At 67.7% G+C, this 15,606-nt stretch carries 17 protein-coding genes; 7 read left to right on the forward strand and 10 right to left on the reverse strand.

The window, feature by feature from the left end:
• Nucleotides 1-30: 30 nt before the first annotated feature.
• From BRO63_RS13615 to BRO63_RS13630, 4 genes are all read right to left on the reverse strand, one after another.
• On the reverse strand, nucleotides 31-783 hold the full coding sequence (locus tag BRO63_RS13615) for an amino acid ABC transporter ATP-binding protein (RefSeq protein WP_088140430.1): 753 nt from the start codon (nucleotides 781-783) through the stop codon (nucleotides 31-33).
• Nucleotides 784-805: 22 nt separating this feature from the next.
• Complete coding sequence (locus BRO63_RS13620; RefSeq protein ID WP_054454544.1) at nucleotides 806-1,459, reverse strand: amino acid ABC transporter permease; 654 nt, start codon at nucleotides 1,457-1,459, stop codon at nucleotides 806-808.
• A gap of 144 nt (nucleotides 1,460-1,603) precedes the next feature.
• Nucleotides 1,604-2,395, reverse strand: coding sequence for an amino acid ABC transporter substrate-binding protein (locus BRO63_RS13625; RefSeq protein WP_054454547.1), 792 nt, complete (start codon nucleotides 2,393-2,395; stop codon nucleotides 1,604-1,606).
• A gap of 116 nt (nucleotides 2,396-2,511) precedes the next feature.
• A complete protein-coding gene (locus tag BRO63_RS13630) occupies nucleotides 2,512-3,384 on the reverse strand; it encodes a LysR family transcriptional regulator (protein WP_054454549.1) in 873 nt (290 codons plus the stop codon).
• Nucleotides 3,385-3,569: 185 nt separating this feature from the next.
• Here BRO63_RS13630 and BRO63_RS13635 point away from each other — a divergent pair, with 185 nt between their 5' ends.
• From BRO63_RS13635 to argE, 7 genes are read left to right on the forward strand one after another with little or no spacing between them, the layout of a single operon-like run.
• Nucleotides 3,570-4,421: a transporter substrate-binding domain-containing protein gene (locus BRO63_RS13635; RefSeq protein ID WP_088140315.1), complete on the forward strand. Its 852-nt coding sequence runs from the start codon at nucleotides 3,570-3,572 to the stop codon at nucleotides 4,419-4,421.
• A gap of 11 nt (nucleotides 4,422-4,432) precedes the next feature.
• Nucleotides 4,433-5,113, forward strand: coding sequence for an amino acid ABC transporter permease (locus tag BRO63_RS13640; RefSeq protein ID WP_088140316.1), 681 nt, complete (start codon nucleotides 4,433-4,435; stop codon nucleotides 5,111-5,113).
• A complete protein-coding gene (locus BRO63_RS13645; RefSeq protein WP_088140317.1) occupies nucleotides 5,103-5,765 on the forward strand; it encodes an amino acid ABC transporter permease in 663 nt (220 codons plus the stop codon). The genes BRO63_RS13640 and BRO63_RS13645 overlap by 11 nt, the downstream gene beginning before the upstream one ends.
• Before the next feature lie 27 nt (nucleotides 5,766-5,792).
• Complete coding sequence (locus BRO63_RS13650) at nucleotides 5,793-6,752, forward strand: agmatinase (protein ID WP_088140318.1); 960 nt, start codon at nucleotides 5,793-5,795, stop codon at nucleotides 6,750-6,752.
• Entirely contained in the window at nucleotides 6,749-7,492 is a 744-nt protein-coding gene (locus tag BRO63_RS13655) for an amino acid ABC transporter ATP-binding protein (protein ID WP_088140319.1), read from the forward strand. The genes BRO63_RS13650 and BRO63_RS13655 overlap by 4 nt, the downstream gene beginning before the upstream one ends.
• A 44-nt stretch (nucleotides 7,493-7,536) precedes the next feature.
• The gene (locus tag BRO63_RS13660; RefSeq protein ID WP_088140320.1) at nucleotides 7,537-7,947 is read left to right on the forward strand and encodes a RidA family protein; all 411 of its coding nucleotides are present in this window, start codon (nucleotides 7,537-7,539) and stop codon (nucleotides 7,945-7,947) included.
• A gap of 12 nt (nucleotides 7,948-7,959) precedes the next feature.
• Entirely contained in the window at nucleotides 7,960-9,111 is a 1,152-nt protein-coding gene (gene argE / locus BRO63_RS13665; protein WP_088140321.1) for an acetylornithine deacetylase, read from the forward strand.
• Between the two features lie 60 nt (nucleotides 9,112-9,171).
• Here argE and BRO63_RS13670 read toward each other — a convergent pair whose 3' ends face one another.
• The 6 genes from BRO63_RS13670 to BRO63_RS13695 form a co-directional block, all read right to left on the reverse strand.
• Nucleotides 9,172-10,134, reverse strand: coding sequence for a Bug family tripartite tricarboxylate transporter substrate binding protein (locus BRO63_RS13670; RefSeq protein WP_256943301.1), 963 nt, complete (start codon nucleotides 10,132-10,134; stop codon nucleotides 9,172-9,174).
• 132 nt (nucleotides 10,135-10,266) lie between these two features.
• Nucleotides 10,267-11,862 (reverse strand): sulfatase-like hydrolase/transferase, encoded by a 1,596-nt coding sequence (locus BRO63_RS13675; protein ID WP_088140323.1) that lies wholly within the window; start codon nucleotides 11,860-11,862, stop codon nucleotides 10,267-10,269.
• Complete coding sequence (locus tag BRO63_RS13680) at nucleotides 11,859-13,544, reverse strand: bifunctional 3-(3-hydroxy-phenyl)propionate/3-hydroxycinnamic acid hydroxylase (protein ID WP_088140324.1); 1,686 nt, start codon at nucleotides 13,542-13,544, stop codon at nucleotides 11,859-11,861. The genes BRO63_RS13675 and BRO63_RS13680 overlap by 4 nt, the downstream gene beginning before the upstream one ends.
• A gap of 57 nt (nucleotides 13,545-13,601) precedes the next feature.
• The gene (locus BRO63_RS13685) at nucleotides 13,602-14,444 is read right to left on the reverse strand and encodes an alpha/beta fold hydrolase (RefSeq protein ID WP_088140325.1); all 843 of its coding nucleotides are present in this window, start codon (nucleotides 14,442-14,444) and stop codon (nucleotides 13,602-13,604) included.
• 12 nt (nucleotides 14,445-14,456) lie between these two features.
• Nucleotides 14,457-15,059 carry an amino acid synthesis family protein gene (locus BRO63_RS13690; RefSeq protein ID WP_088140326.1) on the reverse strand — a complete coding sequence of 201 codons (603 nt, stop codon included), beginning with the start codon at nucleotides 15,057-15,059 and terminating at the stop codon, nucleotides 14,457-14,459.
• A gap of 49 nt (nucleotides 15,060-15,108) precedes the next feature.
• Nucleotides 15,109-15,594, reverse strand: coding sequence for a VOC family protein (locus BRO63_RS13695; protein ID WP_088140327.1), 486 nt, complete (start codon nucleotides 15,592-15,594; stop codon nucleotides 15,109-15,111).
• Nucleotides 15,595-15,606 lie beyond the last annotated feature (12 nt).

Consider the following 15,606-nt stretch of genomic DNA (forward strand, 5'->3'; position numbering starts at 1 on the left):
AGCGGGCTTTTTTCCTGCGACGCCGGCGCTTCAGAGCATATGCGCCAGGAACTCGCGGCTACGCGCCTCTTGCGGCGCGCGGAAGAAGTCGGCCGAGGGCGCTTCCTCGATGATGCGGCCTTCGTCCATGAAGATGACCCGGTGCGCGACTTCGCGCGCAAAGCCCATTTCATGGGTGACGACCAGCATGGTCATGCGTTCGTCGGCCAGCTGCTTCATGGTGCGCAGCACTTCGCCGGTCAGTTCCGGGTCCAGCGCCGAGGTGGGCTCGTCGAACAGCATGATGTCCGGTTCCATGGCCAGCGCGCGGGCGATCGCCACGCGCTGCTTCTGGCCGCCGGACAGGCGCGTCGGATAGTTGTCGCGCTTGTTCAACAGGCCGACCTTGCGCAGCAGCTCTTCCGCCTTGGGCACGATCTGGGCGCGGGTCATGCCCTTGACGGTAATGGGCGCCTCGATGATGTTCTGCAGCACGGTCATGTGCGGGAACAGGTTGAACGACTGGAACACCATGCCCATCTTGCGGCAGATGCGGCGCACGTCGGCGTCGCTGGCGTACTGGCTGTGTCCGCCCGGCACGGCGCGGGCCATGGCCTCGCCTTCGACCTCGATGCTGCCCTCGTCGATGGTTTCCAGGTGATTCAGGCAGCGCAGGAAGGTGCTCTTGCCGGAACCGGACGGCCCGATCACGGCGACCACTTCGCCCTGGCCCAGGCTCAGCGATACCCGGTCCAGCACGCGGTTGGCGCCGAAGGATTTGATGATTTCGCGGGCCTCGATCATGACGGGACGCGCGGACGGAGGATTACTGGTCATATTTGGCATAGCGCTTTTCCATGTGCTGGAAGAACCACGTCAGGATCAGCGTCATGATGAGATAGAAGGCGGCGGCGACCAGGAACGGCGTGGTCGTGAAGTCGCGCTGCACGATGCCGCGCGCCGTGCGCAGAATGTCGTTGAGCGCCAGCACGTAAATGAGCGAGGTGTCCTTGACCAGAGTGATGGTCTCGTTGCTCATGGGCGGCAGCACCCGCTGCACCATCTGCGGCAGCACGATGCGGCGCAGGGTCTGCAGATAGGTCATGCCCAGGACCTTGCTGCCCTCGTACTGGCCGCGGTCCACCGACTGGATGCCGGCGCGGAAGATCTCGGCGAAATAGGCGGCGTAGTTCAGCGCGAAGGCCACCACGGCGGCCGGAAAGTCCGGCAGGCGGATGCCGATCACGGGCACGAACGGCAGCGCGAAGTAGATGAACAGCATCTGCAGCATCAGCGGCGTGCCGCGCATGAGCCAGATGTAGCCGTTGACCAGGCTGCTGGCAAGCCGCCATTTGGAGATCCGCACCAGCGCCAGCACCAGGCCCAGCGGGACGGCCAGCGCCAGCGTGATGAAAAACAGCGTCAAGGTGACTTTCGCGCCTTGCGCCAATGGCCCCAATAGGGAGAGTACGTAGTCCATGCTTGGGTTCGCGCCGTCAGCGTCGGTGGACGCCGGGGCAAGATCGTTTCATGAGTAAGCCCGCCTGGCGCATCGGCGCCGCGGCGGGCTGCGAAATACAGGCCGGGGCGCCCGGGCCGGATGGCCGCGGACGCCGCCCGCCCCTTACTTGATGATGTTGGCGCCGAACCACTGGGTGGCGATGCGGCCGGCGGTGCCGTCCTGCTTCATCGAATCCAGGGTCTTGTCCAGCTTGCCCAACAGCTCGGTGTCGTCCTTGCGCACGCCGACGCCGTAGTCTTCGGTGCCGAAGTTCTCGTCCAGCACGCGGTATTCGCCGGCGCGCTTGCTGATCAGGTAGCGGCCCACCACTTCGTCCACCACGATGGCGTCCAGGCGGCCGGCGGCCAGGTCCATCAGGGCGGTGACGTTGTCGCCGAACTTCTTGACTTCCTTGATCTGGGCCGCGACCGGATCCTTGGCGATGGCGTCGGTGGCGCTGCTGCCGTCCTGGGCGCCGACGACCTTGCCGGCCAGGTCAGCCTTGAGCTTCACGGGCGAGGCGTTGCCGACGATGATGATCTGGTGGTTGGCCATGTACGGCGCGGTGAAGCTGATGTTCTTCTTGCGCTCTTCGGTGATGGTCAGGCCGTTCCACAGCACGTCGACGCGCTTGCCGTTGAGTTCGGCTTCCTTGGCGCTCCAGTCGATGGGCTTGAACTCCACTTCCAGGCCCAGGCGCTTGCTGGCTTCCTTGGCCATGTCGATGTCGAAACCGACGATCTGGTTGTTCGAGTCGCGGAAACCCATGGGCGGGAAGTTGTCATCCAGGCCAACCACGACCTTCTTGGCGGCGGCGGGCGCCTGCGCGCTGGCGGCGGGCGCATTGTCGCTGGGGCCGCAAGCGGTCAGCAGCGCGGTTGCGGAAGCGAGGAGTACAGCTGTCAGTTTTTTCATCGTTATGGATGCGCCGGGCGCAAGAATGAAGAATGCCGGAATGGCCAGTCAAAAAGCCGCGAGCCGGTATTTTAGCCTCCCCCGCGACTGTGGGCGTCGCCCCGGGCCGGCGTGCGCTATTGCGCCGGGTGGAAACGCTCCAGCAGGCGCAGGAACAGCTCCACGGCGCGCGAGCCCGGGCGCGACACCTCGGTGATCGCGCAGAGCGTATTCTCGTAGGTCGGCCCGCCCGGCAGGCGGGTCAAGGCGTGGCGGCGCGAGACCGAGTCGGCATAGTGGGCCGGCAGCAGGCCCACGCAGTGGCCGGACGACACCAGCATGGCGATGGCCTCGAGCCCGGTGGCCTCCGGCCCGCGGGCAAAGCCGTAGACGCCCAGCGCGTCGTGCACGAAAGGATGCGAACGGTAGACCAGCGGCAGGTCGCGGGCCTGCCGTACGCTGCCGCGCGCCACGAAGATCTGGTGCCGCTCGATGAACAGCCGCTGGTAGTTGAAGCCGCTTTCCCGCCGGTACATGCCGCGGATGGCGACCTGCACCCGCCGCTCGCGCAGCGCCTGGTCCAACTCGTTGAAGGTCATGACGGTGAGTTCGACCTTGACGTCGGGCGCTTCGACACGCATGGCCGCCAGGGCTTCAGGGATATGGCAGTCGGCGTCGGTGATGACGTGTTCGACCATGCCGATGGACAGGGTGCCCGACAGCACGCCGCGCACCGCATCGATTTCGGGACGGATCCGCTCCAGCGATTTCAGGGCATCGCGCGCCAGTTCCAGGGCGACCTTGCCCGCCTGCGTGAGTTCGAAGCCCGAAGGCCCGCGGTCGCATAGCCGCACGCCCAGGGTTTCCTCGACCTCGCGCACGTGCCGGCTGATGGACGCCTTGGACATGTGCAACTGCTTTTCCGCCGCCGCGAAGCCATTGGCCTGGGCCACGGCGCAGAAGATCCGCAGGGAACGCAGGTCGCGTTCGGTGAACTCGGGACGGGACAAGGCGGCGGCTCTGGAAAGGTATTGGTTTTTGAAACCATACCACTAAAAAAATCATTTTTCACAACCCAACCCGGCAGATACAGTGGGCCCAGCACTGGCGTCCAGGGGCGCAGACCCCGGCAATTCCCGCAAGGGATATCCGCCGGCCCGGTGCCGGAACCATGACGACATACAAGGGAAAAATCATGCAGAACCTGTCCAGAAGGCGTTTTGTCGCGACCACGCTCGCAGCCGGGGCCACGCTGGCCCTGCCCTCGCTGTCCTGCGCCGAGGGCGGATCGCTGGCCGACATCAAGAAGCGCGGCAAGCTGACCGTGGGCACCGAAGCCGCTTACGAACCGTTCGAATTCGTCGAAAACGGCAAGGTGGTGGGCTATGGGCACGACGTGCTCCAGCTCATGGCGGCCAAGCTCGGCGTACAGCTGGAACAGATGAACCTGCCATTCCAGGGCCTGCTGCCGGGCCTGATGTCGCGCAAGTTCGATTTCGTCGCGACCAGCGTGGGCATCACCCCGGAACGCGCCCGCCGCTTCGCCTTCACCCAGCCCGTGGGCGTGGTGCGCTCGGTGCTGATGGTGCGGGTGGACGACGCGTCCATCAAGCAGGACACGGATATCGCCGGCAAGATCATCGGGACCCAGATGGGGTCGTCTTCCCAGCCGGTGGCCGAGGAATTCGAAAAGCGGCTGAAGGAAAAGAACGGCAAGGGCTATGCCGACACCAAGCTGTTCCAGGCCTACCCGGACGTCTCCAACGCGCTGGCCAACAAGACCGTGGACGTGGCGCTGATGCCCTCGAACATCGCGGCCGTGCAGATGCGCAAGCAGCCGGGGGCGTTCCGCATCGCCGGCGAGATCGGCCAGGCCAAGCTGCTGGCATGGGTGGCCAACCCCAAGGACCTGGAAATCCGCCAGTTCATCAACGACACCTTCGACGAGCTGCGCGCCAGCAACCAGCTGCTGGAGCTGCAGAAGAAGTGGTTCGGCGCTCCCATGGACACGCCGCGCGCCAACTACCTGCCTGACGGCGCGATCTAGGCGGACCTCCCATGCTGGATTGGTTGAATCAGAACGGCGCCCTGGCGCCGTTCCTGCACGGTGTCGTCTCGGGCACGGCGATCACCCTGGCGGCTTCGGTGGCGGCGTTCGCCATCGGCATCTGCCTCGGGGTCGCGCTGCTGCTGGCGCGCCTGTCCCCCTACGCGCCCTTGCGCGGGCTGGTCATGTTCTGGGTCAGCGCCATACGCGGCACGCCCGCGCTCATCCACATGCTGATCGCCTACTACGTGGTGCCGCCGCTGCTGGGCATCTCGGTTTCGCCGCTGGCGGCCGGGATCGGCGCGCTCGCCTGTAACACCAGCGCCTACATCGTCGAGATCCTGCGCGGAGCGCTGGGCACGCTGTCGCCCGGCCAGGTGGCGGCCGCGCGCGCGCTCGGCATGCGCAGCCGCCAGATCTGGCGCCACGTGCTATTGCCGCAGGTGTTCTACCGCGCCGTCCCGCCCTTGACCAGCGAACTCACCATATTGCTGAAGGCCTCGTCGCTGATGTCCATCATCGCCGTTCCGGAGCTGGCCACGGTGGCGCGCAACGCCACGCTGCAAAGCGACCTGCCGCTGCAGGTGTTCACCGTGACGGCCGCGGTGTACTTCATCATTCTTTTCTGCCTGTCGGCCGCCTCGCGCCTGTGCGAGCGCCGCGTGTCCAGGATGCTGCCCAATGCCCATTGATCTCTCCATCGTCGGGCAGTCCGTCCCCGTCCTGCTCAAGGGCCTGCGGATCACCGCCCTGGTCAGCCTCATCGGCATTCCGCTGGGCATCCTGATCGGCACGATCGCGGCCTATGCCGCGCAGTCGCGCAGCCTGTTGCGGCCCGTGGCCCTGGCCTACGTGGAACTGGTGCGCAACATTCCGTACCTGATCCTCGTGTACCTGTCGTTCTTCGGCTTGCCCAAGCTGGGCGTGCCGGCCTCGGCCATGTCGGTCGCCATCGGCTGCACCGCCTTCTACACCGGCGGCTACTTCTGCGAGGTGCTGCGCGCGGCCTTGAAGAGCGTGCCGCGCGGCCAGACCAGCGCGGCCCTGTCGCTGGGCATGACCTACTGGCAGACGCAGCGCCACATCGTCGTGCCCCAGCTGTTCGGCTTTCTCATCCCGCCCACCACCAGCCTGGTCATCATGATGTTCAAGGACTCGGCAATCTTTTCGGTGATGAGCCTGCCGGAAATGACCTACCAGAGCAACCTGCTCACGGCCAACACCTTCGCCTACCTGGAAGTGCTGGGCACCACCGCCCTCATCTACTGGGTGTGCAGCGTGCTGATGGCCGGCACGGGGCGCCGCCTGGAAACCCTGGTCCGCCGCAAGACGCGCCAGGCCTGATCCTCCCACCATCAAGGAAACGAGAACATGAGCACCTATACGGTCCCTCCCCGCACCGGCCACCCCACCCTGCTGTACTCCACGCTGGCGCTGGACCTGGACAACCTGCAGGCCGATGTCGCCGTGCTCGGCATGCCCTACGGCTCGCCCTATTCGGCCGCGGACTTCAGCAACGACCAGACCAATGCGCCCACGGCGATCCGCCAGGCGACCGACCGCGTGGTGCGCCGCCCCGGCCACTACGATTTCGACATCGACGGGCCGCTGCTGCAAGGCCGCGACGACATCCGCTTCGTCGATTGCGGCGACATCATCCCCGACCTGTCCAAGCCCCGCGGCGAGCACTATGAACGCGCCGAGGCCGCGGTGCGGCGCATCGCCGCCGCGGGCGCCGTGCCCATCGTGCTGGGCGGCGACCACGGCATCACCACGCCGGTCCTGCGCGGCCTGGACCAGCAGGGTCCGATCACGCTGGTGCACATCGACGCCCACCTGGACTGGCGCGACGACGTCAACGGCGTGCGCGACGGGCTGTCCAGCCCCATCCGGCGCGCCTCCGAAATGGTGCATGTGGACCGCATCATCCAGATCGGCCTGCGCGCCCAGGGCAGCGGCCGCCCGGAAGAGCTGGAGGCGGCGCGCGCCTATGGCGCCGAACTGGTCACCGCCTACGAACTCCATGACATCGGCATGGACGCGGTGCTCGAGCGCATTCCGGATGGCGGCAACTATTACCTGACCATCGACGCCGACGGCATGGATCCCGCCACCATGCCGGCGGTCGCGGGCCCCGCGCCCGGCGGCGTCACCTTCGTCCAGGCCCGCAAGCTGATCCACGGCCTGGTGCGCAAGGGCCGCGTGGTGGGCATGGACATCGTTGAAATCCAGCCCGAAAAGGATCTGAACCAGATTTCCTGCATCACGGCAGGCCGGCTGATCCTCAATCTCATCGGCGCGTCCATCCGCGCAGGGCATTACGACAAATGAACGCGCCCGCCCCCATCATCGAAATCCGCGGCGTGGACAAGTTCTACGGCAGCCATCAGGTGCTCAAGCAATGCTCGACGCGCGTGAACCGGGGTGAGATCGTGGTGGTCTGCGGGCCGTCCGGCTCCGGCAAATCCACCCTCATCAAGACCGTCAACGCCCTCGAACCGATCCAGGCCGGCGACATCCTGATCGACGGCGCCTCCGTGACCGGCGCCACCGACCTGCCCAAGCTGCGCACCAAGGTCGGCATGGTGTTCCAGCACTTCGAGCTGTTTCCGCACCTGGACATCATGCGCAACCTGACCCTGGCGCAGCAGATCGTGCTGGGGCGGGACATCGGCTCGGCCCGCGCCAAGGCCGGCGCGCTGCTGGAACGCGTGGGCCTGTCCGCCCATGCGGGCAAGCACCCGGGGCAGCTGTCCGGCGGCCAGCAGCAGCGCGTGGCCATCGCCCGCGCGCTCTCGATGGATCCGATGGCCATGCTGTTTGACGAGCCGACCTCCGCGCTGGACCCCGAGATGGTCAATGAAGTGCTGGACGTGATGGTGGAGCTGGCCGAGGAAGGCATGACCATGATGGTCGTCACCCACGAAATGGGCTTTGCGCGACGCGTGGCCAATCGCGTGGTCTTCATGGAAGACGGCGCCATCATCGAGGACAGCCCCACGGACAGCTTCTTCCGCGACGCGGCCAGCCCTCAGGCGCGCCGCTTTCTTTCCAAGATCCTTCCCCACTGACGGCCGGATAGCCGCCAGATCCATCCGCCGCATCAGGACTCAATATGGCCCACACCCGCATCCGCAAATTCAATACCCGCCAAACCTATCCCGAACAACGCCTGGACAACGACCTGTGCCAGGCCGTGGTCGCCGGCAACACCGTGTTCCTGCGCGGCCAGATCGGCCAGGACCTGGACACCCGGGAATCGGTGGGCGTCGGCGACGTCGCCGCCCAGGCCGAAAAAGCCATGGCCAACGTCGCCATGCTGCTGCAGGAATGCGGCAGCGAACTCTCGCATATCTGCAAGCTCACCGTCTATCTGGTCGACGTGCGCTACCGCGAAGAGGTCTACAACGTGGTCGGCCGCTGGCTCAAGGGCGTGTTCCCGGTGTCCACCGGCATCGTGGTTTCAGCCCTGGCCCGGCCCGAGTGGCTGGTGGAAATCGACGTGACGGCCGTCATTCCCGGCTGAGGCGGCAACGTCATGCCTACCGCCTCCGAGGCGCTGCTGGCGCGCTTGATCGCCTTCGACACGGTGACCCTCACGCCCAACCTGGCGCTGATCGAGACCGTGCGCGAACTGCTGGCGGCGCACGGCATAGCCTGCACGCTGGTGCGCAGCGATGACGGCACCCGCGCCAACCTGCACGCATCCGTCGGCCCCGCCGATGTCCCGGGCGTGCTGCTGTCGGGACACACCGACGTGGTGCCCGCCGCCGGGCAGGCCTGGACCGTGCCGCCCTTCGCGCTGACCGAGCGCGACGGACTGTTGTACGGACGCGGCGCGGCGGACATGAAGGGCTTCGTGGCCTGTGCCGTCAATGCGATGCTGCTGGCCAGCCAGCGCCCGTTGCGGCGGCCGCTGCAGCTGGCGCTGTCCTACGACGAGGAGATCGGCTGCGTCGGCGTGCGCCGGCTGCTGGACGTCATGGAAATGGCGCCCACCCGGCCCGCGCTGTGCATCGTGGGCGAGCCGACCTCCATGCAGATCGCCACCGGCCATAAGGGCAAGATGGCCCTGCGCGCCGTCTGCCAGGGACTCGAAGGCCATTCCGCGCTGGCGCCGCGGGCGCTGAACGCGATCCATCTGGCGTGCGACATGGTGGGCGCCATGCGCGCCCTGCAGGACGCGCTGCAGGCCCATGGCGCGCGCGACCCGGCCTATGAGGTGCCCTACGCGACCGTCCACGCGGGCTGCATCCACGGCGGGCGAGCCTTGAACATCGTGCCCAACGAATGCGTGGTCGACTTCGAGATCCGGCATCTGGCCCAGGACGATCCCGACGCGCTGCTTGCGCCCTTGCGCCAGACGGCCGAGGACATCCGCGATCAGGCCCGCCTGCGCGCGCCCGCCGCGGATATCCGGATAGAACAGGTCAACGCCTATCCGGGGCTGGACACGCATCCGGCCAGCGAGGCCGTGCGTTTCGTGGAATCGCTGCTGCCCGCCGCCACCGGCAAGACCAAGGTGGCTTTCGGCACCGAAGGCGGGCTGTTCACCCGGCACCTGGACGTGCCCGTGGTGGTATGCGGCCCGGGATCCATCACGCAGGCCCACAAGCCCGACGAGTTCATCTCGCGCGCGCAACTCGCCGAGTGCGATGCATTCCTGGAACGGCTGCTGACGGCGCTATAGCGCCAGCCCCGCGTTTCCACGCGCCCGGACGCCGCCCGCGGCGACGCCCGGACTCCGCGCTCAATCCGGCTTGATGCCCGCGGACTTGATCAGGGTTTCATAGCGGCCGGCCTCATCCTTCATGGCTGCCAGCGTGGCCTCGGGCGTGGAACCGCGCACCAGCAGGCCGCGCGCTTCGTAGGTCTGGCGAAACGCGGGATCCGCCGTGACCGCCGTCACCGCCTGGTTGATCCGCGCCACCAGCGCGTCCGGGGTCTTGCCCGGCGCGAACAGGGTAAAGACCGTGGACGGAATGCTGCCGGCCTTGCCGCCCGCCTCCTGCAGCGTCGGCACGTCCGGCATCATGGCGGCCCGCTGCGAGGCGCCGGCAACCAGCACGCGGATCTTGCCGGCCTTGTACTGTTCCGACACCGCCAGGCCGCCTGCCATGACGCTGTCCACGTCGCCTGCCATGGTCGCGGTCATGGCAGGCGCCACGCCCTTGAACGGCACATAGGTGAACTGCACGCCCTCGGCGCTGGCCAGCATGGCCATGCCCAGATGGTTCACATGGCCCTGGCCGCCGGTGCCGACATTGATGCGCTGCGGATTGGCCCGGGCGTAGTCGATGAATTCCTTGTAGGTCTTGGCCGGAAAGGCATTGCTGACCGCCACGTACAGCTGCACCTGGCCCAGGTCCGTGACCGGCTTGAAATCCTCCTGCCAGCGGTACGGCACCTTGGCGTAGAGGAAGGGGTTGGTCTCCAGCGCCAGCCGGTCCACCATCAGCAGGGTATTGCCGTCGCCCGCCGCCTTGGCGACGTAGTCGCTGCCGATGATGGCGTTGGCGCCGGGGCGGTTCTCCACCACCACGGTCTTGCCGCTCTCCTTGAAGAGGCGGTTGCCCAGGTCGCGGGCCAGCACGTCAGGTTCGGTGCCGGGCGGATACGGCACCACGATCTTCACGGTGTCCGAGGGCCAGGCCTGGGCCGCGGCCTGGGTCGCCGGCAACAGCGCCAGCGCGGCCCACAATACGGGTTGCAAACAACAACGGTACGGCGATCCCATGGTACTTCCCCTTGTATATGTCGTTCCGGAAGCGTCCGGCGACTGAGTTGCCGCTCCGGGCCAGGACGGGCCCGGGCGGCTGGAAATCCAGATCAGGACCGGTCCGCTTCACCAGCGGCCGATCAGAATGCCCATCATCCGTTCGTGCGCATGCGTGCGCTCGCGTACTTCCTCGTCGGTCTCGGTGGCGCGGCGCTTGAGGCCTTGGTGCCAGTCCAGCAACGCGGACCGCATCCGTGCGGCCACCGGCGCCATGCCCGGATCGGCGCCCACGTCATGCAGCTCGCCCGGATCGTCGCGCAGGTCGAACAGCTGCGCGGGATAGCCCTGCCAATGCAGATACTTGTAGCGCTCGTCGCGCACCATGAGACCGGTGCATTCGCGCTCGCCGCGTCCCAGGAACAGGCGCGCCTCGCGATAGGCGTAGTCCAGGCTGCCCACCACGTACTCGCGCGCGGGCGGCGCCGCGTCGGCGTTCCCGCGGATCCCCGGCAGCAGCGAGCGGCCCTCGATGCGGTGTTCCTGCCCCGGCAGCGCCAGCGCCTCCAGCACCGTGGGGACGATGTCTATGCATTCGACGAAGGCGTCGCTGCGGGTGCCGCGGGTCGCGTCGGCGGCGGGCGCCGGGTCATGGACCAGGCAAGGCACGCGCATCGCGCTGTCGTAGAAGTACTCCTTTTCGCCCAGCCAGTGGTCGCCCAGGTGGTCGCCGTGATCCGAGGTGAAGAGGATCAGCGTGTCCTTCAGCCTGCCGCTGCGCTCCAGGTAGTCCAGCAGCCGGCCGACCTGGTCGTCGATCTGCTTGACCAGTCCCATGTAGACCGGCCGTATGCTGCGCCAGACCTCGTCGCGGGCGAAGGACTCCGACTCTTCCAGCCGCTGGTAGGCGCCATGCACCGGATGCGGACGCTCCCGTTCCGCTTGCGAACGCACCGGCGGCGCGCAGTCTTCCGCGCCATACATGGCGTGGTATGGCGCCGGCGCCTTGTACGGCCAGTGCGGCTTGATGTAGGAAAGATGCAGCGCCCAGGGCTGGTCGCCCTGCCCCTGCATGAAGTCCAGGGCGCGGTCCGTGAGATAGGCCGTCTCGGAGTCGGCCGCGTCCACGCGGGCGGGCAGCGGCGCGTTGCGCATCAGCCAGCCGCTGGCGATGCTGCCGTCGGCGGTCTGGCTGCCCACCACGTAGTCTTCCCAGGGCCGCTCGCTGTCGTAGCCGCGTTCGCGCAGGTAGCGGCGGTACGGGCTGTCCTGGGCCAGTTCGAAATGGCCGTCGTAGCGCTCGATGGGCACGAAGCCGCCTTGCAGGAAACGTTGTTCGTCCTCGGCCGCATAGCCTTTGCCCCGCAAGCCGGCGCGGTCGGGCACGAAGTGCGTCTTGCCCAGCAGGTGCAGCGGCAGTCCGGCCTGGGCCAGGTATTCGCCCAGGCACCATTCGTCCACCGGATGCGGCACGCGGTTCCAGGTGACGCGGTGCGACAGCGGATAGCGGCCGGTGTAGTAGGACGCACGCGACGGGCCGCAGACCGCGGATGTCACGTAAGCCCGGTCATACTGAACGCCCATGCGCGCCAGGCGGTCGATGTGCGGCGTGCGCAAGGCGCCGGCTCCGCCATAACAGGACAGATGGTCCGCGCGCAGCTGGTCGCACATGATGAACAGCACGTTGCGCACCGGGTTGCCCGCGGGCTGGACGGATGCGTTCATGGCTGTGCTCCGTTCAGGATCGCCCCGGACGCGTGCGCCGGCCTGTCCGCGGACGGGGCGGCCATCTGGCCTGCTCCGGGTACGAAGCGGGCGGCAAAACGGCCCAGGGCGTCGGCCGCGTCCTGGCGCCTACCCAGCGCCGCGACGTAGCGGTCCGGACGCACCAGGACCCAGTCCGCGCGGGTGCGCTGGAACCAGAAGTGCAGCGCGTTTTCCGTGTCCTGCAGCACGGGCAAGGCCTCGGCCTGCAGCTCGTCAGGATCGCAGCCGCTGCGCGCGCGCTGCGCCGCCACGTAACGGCAGCCCAGCTTGTCCAGTTGCGCCCGCAGGGCCGGCGGCAGCCCGGCGCGCGGATCGCGGCGCCAGCCTATCAGGGCGAAGCCCGCGCCCAGCGCCTCGTCCAGGCGTTCCGTGGCGCCGTTCTCGCCTTCCACCAGCGGCTGGATGAACATGCGGCCGATGCACTCGCGCTGCGTCCTGTCGGCGCTGTCGCCCACCACGCCGCGGCTGTAGCGCGGCATGGGCTTGAATTTCATCTGCAGCACATAGTCGCGGATTTTCGGAATGTTCCTGATCGACAGGAAGAACGCGTCGCGCAGCGCCGCCAGCACCGGGTTGGTCTGCGACAGCATGGCGCCGAACATGTCGGCCAACGAAATCATGGCGCGGGCATGGCTGTGGCGTTCGTCGTGGTAGCTCTGCAAGGCGGCCGGGTCCAGGCGGCCCTGCACGATCCAGGCCACCTTCCAGGCCAGGTTGAAGGCGTCGCGCAGGCCGGCGTTCAGGCCCTGGCCGATCCAGGGCGGGGTCAGGTGCGCGGCGTCGCCCGCCAGGCAGACCCGGCCCGCGACGAAGCTGCGCGCCACCCGCGAATTGTGGGTATAGACCCGCGCGCGGATGACGTTGAGCCTGGCCGGGTCGGCGACGTGGTGGCGCAGCAGTTCCCGCACCTTTTCGGGCTGCAGCATCTGCTCGCCGTCCTCTCCGGGAAACAGCATGAACTCCCAACGCCGCAGGCCGTAAGGCAGGCGCAGGCAGACATAGGGGCGGCGCGGCTCGCAATGCAGCGCCGTGTAAGGCGCGTCCAGGGGGTCCTGGTCGCATTCGATGACCACCCATTTGCGCGGATGCGTGTTGCCGTCGAAGGGCAATTGCAGGATGCGCTCGCGCACCGCGCTGCGGCCGCCGTCGGCGGCCAGCAGGTACTGCGCGCGGATTTCGCGCTCCGCACCCTCGGCATCGCGCACCCGCACCGTGACGCCGCGTTCGTCCTGCGTCAGCGACAGCAGCTCGCTGCCGAGTTCCAGCGTCACATGGGGAAAGCGGCGCAGCCCGGCGCGCAGGGTGCGCTCGCCCAGCGGCTGCGAAAACAGGTTGCGGCGATACCAGCCGAACTCACGCGTGGCCGGCAGGATCTCGGCAAAGCAGCGCTTGGTCCGCGTGTACATGCGCATGGGCACGTTCTGGATCATGTCGCGCAGCATCTCATCGGCCAGCCCCGCGCTCTGGAAGGTGCGCATGGCCTCGTCGTCCAGGCCCACCGCGCGCGGATAGTCCAGCACGTCCTGGTTGCGTTCCAGCACCAGCGTTTCCACGCCATAGCTGCCCAGCAGATTGGCCAGCGTTACGCCGACCGGCCCGGCGCCCACCACCAGCACCGGCACTTCTACGATATGCGCCATCTCGGCTCTCCCTTGGATTCTTGTCTAGTGCCTGGCGGGTTGCGCCTTGGGCTCGCCTCAGGCGCGCCGCAGGAACCCGCCGACGGCCTGCTCGAAGGCGGCCGGCCGGTCGTCATGGATGTAATGGCCGGCGCCGTCTATCTCGACCCACTCCACGTTCGGGTTGCGCGCCGCCATGTCGCGGGCGGTCTGGGCCTGCAGGTAGTCCGAGCGCCCGCCGCGCACGACCAGGGTCGGACAGCCCAGCGCCTGGACCTGCGGCCACAGGTCCACCACCCGCGCGGGATCGGGGTCCAGCCGGGTGGCGGCGATGCCGGCATGGTCGTGGCGCCAGGTCCAGCCGCCCGCCCCGTCCTCCTTCAACATGTGACGCAGCCGTTCCTCGCGGGCGGCCTCGGTCACGCTGGGCCGCAGCGCGCGCAGGTATTCGCGCGCCGCGGCGATGTCGGCAAAGGACTCGGGCGTCTCGCGCAGTTCGCGTTGGATGCGCGCCGCGCCCGCGCTGCCTTCGAAGGCGGCGGGACCGGCGTCCTCGACGATCAGGCGCCGCACGCGCTGCGGATGGCGGGCGGCGAACACGATGGCGGCAATGCCGCCCATCGAATGGCCCAGCAGGTCGAAGCGGTCCAGGCCCAGGGCGTCGGCCACGCCCGCCAGGTCATCGACGTAGGCGTCGGTGTAGTAGTTGCGTTCCGGATCCCAGCTGCTGGCGCCGCGCCCGCGTTGGTCATAGGCCAGCACGCGGAAGTCCGGCTGCAAGGCCTGCGCGATGCCGGCGAAGGTCTCGGCGTAGCCCCGGATGCCGTGCAACATGAATAGCGGGCGCCCTTCGCGCGGACCCCACTCGGTCAGATGCAGGGTCATGCCGTTGACGGCGATGTCGGTGTCGCGGCGTTGCATGTGGGCTTCCTTTCAGCAGAGTCCGTCTTTGCCCTGGATTTCACTGGCAGGGATGCCGCCCAGGCGCGCATGCAGGCGGCCGCGGGTGGCGAAGGCGAAGGCGATCAGCACTTCGTCGCGGTTGGGCGCGTCGCCGAACAGCGCAGTCACGCTGTCGTAGTGCGAACGGACATAGAGCGCGTCCTTGTGCGCCAGCGGAATGTCGATGACGGTACCGGGTCCGCCGCGCTTGCCGGTGGACGGCACCCAGGCCTTGCCGCCGCCAAGCGCGGCGCGCACGGGCTCGGCGAAGATGGTGGTCAAGAGCGCATTGCCGTGCTCGTATTCGCCGTCGGTGCCCACCACGCAGGCCTTGCCGTAGCTTTCCAGTGGCTGGCCACCGGCCGCGGCAATGATGCGCCGGCCGAATTCCTCGCCCAGCATGCCCGAGGGTTCGACGTAGCCCGACAGGTCGCGCTCGAAGCGTCCCGCATAGGGGTTGTGCAGCGCGGCCGCGATGACGATCTTGCGCAGCGGCTCGCCGTCGGCCGGTTCGCCGGTTTCAGTAGCCAGGGTGTCGTCGATTTGCAAATACCACTTGCGGATGCGGTAGGGACCGAAGTTGGGGTTGCTCATGGATGCTCCAGAAAGTGAGGAATCAGGAAGGGATGCGCCGCGCGGGCTGTCAAAGAGGATCCAGCGTCATGGGGACGCTGGGCGCGTTGTGGTCATGCAGGACTCGCTTGCCCTCTTCGTCGCCATGCACGGTTTCGCAGAAGAACTCGAAGCGGTGGCCGTCGGGGTCGGTGAAATACAGGCCATAGCCGACCTTGTGGTCGGTGATCTTGACCACCTCCACGCCCTTGGCCAGCAACATGCCGTAGAGGCGGCGCAGCTCGTCCACGTCGCCCTCGATCTCCAGCCCGTAGTGCTGCATGTTGACGGGGCCGCGGGCGGGCTCGCCTTCGGCCGCGCGGATCAGGGCGATGTCATGGTGCTTGCGCCCGAAGGACAGGAACACCCATTGCTCGCCGCGCGCGGTCTCCTGCATGCCGAGCACGGATTCGTACCAGGGCGCCGACGCGAACGGGTCGCGCACGAACAGGGCCAGGTGGGTGCGCGCGATGCGCGGCCGGCGGTCCGCCGGCGCAAGCGTGGTGTTGGTGGACATGGCGGTCTCGGG

The sequence above is a fragment of the Achromobacter xylosoxidans genome, assembly GCF_002192695.1.
GTDB classification, from domain to species: Bacteria; Pseudomonadota; Gammaproteobacteria; order Burkholderiales; family Burkholderiaceae_B; genus Achromobacter; species Achromobacter xylosoxidans_C.

Excerpts from the sequence above, each read along its gene's own strand:
- BRO63_RS13615 (WP_088140430.1), bottom strand. The coding sequence starts at position 783 with ATGATCGAGGCCCGCGAAATCATCAAATCCTTCGGCGCCAACCGCGTG.
- BRO63_RS13620 (WP_054454544.1), bottom strand. The coding sequence starts at position 1,459 with ATGGACTACGTACTCTCCCTATTGGGGCCATTGGCGCAAGGCGCGAAA.
- BRO63_RS13625 (WP_054454547.1), bottom strand. The coding sequence starts at position 2,395 with ATGAAAAAACTGACAGCTGTACTCCTCGCTTCCGCAACCGCGCTGCTG.
- BRO63_RS13635 (WP_088140315.1), top strand. The coding sequence starts at position 3,570 with ATGCAGAACCTGTCCAGAAGGCGTTTTGTCGCGACCACGCTCGCAGCC.
- BRO63_RS13640 (WP_088140316.1), top strand. The coding sequence starts at position 4,433 with ATGCTGGATTGGTTGAATCAGAACGGCGCCCTGGCGCCGTTCCTGCAC.
- BRO63_RS13645 (WP_088140317.1), top strand. The coding sequence starts at position 5,103 with ATGCCCATTGATCTCTCCATCGTCGGGCAGTCCGTCCCCGTCCTGCTC.
- BRO63_RS13650 (WP_088140318.1), top strand. The coding sequence starts at position 5,793 with ATGAGCACCTATACGGTCCCTCCCCGCACCGGCCACCCCACCCTGCTG.
- BRO63_RS13655 (WP_088140319.1), top strand. The coding sequence starts at position 6,749 with ATGAACGCGCCCGCCCCCATCATCGAAATCCGCGGCGTGGACAAGTTC.
- BRO63_RS13660 (WP_088140320.1), top strand. The coding sequence starts at position 7,537 with ATGGCCCACACCCGCATCCGCAAATTCAATACCCGCCAAACCTATCCC.
- argE (WP_088140321.1), top strand. The coding sequence starts at position 7,960 with ATGCCTACCGCCTCCGAGGCGCTGCTGGCGCGCTTGATCGCCTTCGAC.
- BRO63_RS13675 (WP_088140323.1), bottom strand. The coding sequence starts at position 11,862 with ATGAACGCATCCGTCCAGCCCGCGGGCAACCCGGTGCGCAACGTGCTG.
- BRO63_RS13680 (WP_088140324.1), bottom strand. The coding sequence starts at position 13,544 with ATGGCGCATATCGTAGAAGTGCCGGTGCTGGTGGTGGGCGCCGGGCCG.
- BRO63_RS13685 (WP_088140325.1), bottom strand. The coding sequence starts at position 14,444 with ATGCAACGCCGCGACACCGACATCGCCGTCAACGGCATGACCCTGCAT.
- BRO63_RS13690 (WP_088140326.1), bottom strand. The coding sequence starts at position 15,059 with ATGAGCAACCCCAACTTCGGTCCCTACCGCATCCGCAAGTGGTATTTG.
- BRO63_RS13695 (WP_088140327.1), bottom strand. The coding sequence starts at position 15,594 with ATGTCCACCAACACCACGCTTGCGCCGGCGGACCGCCGGCCGCGCATC.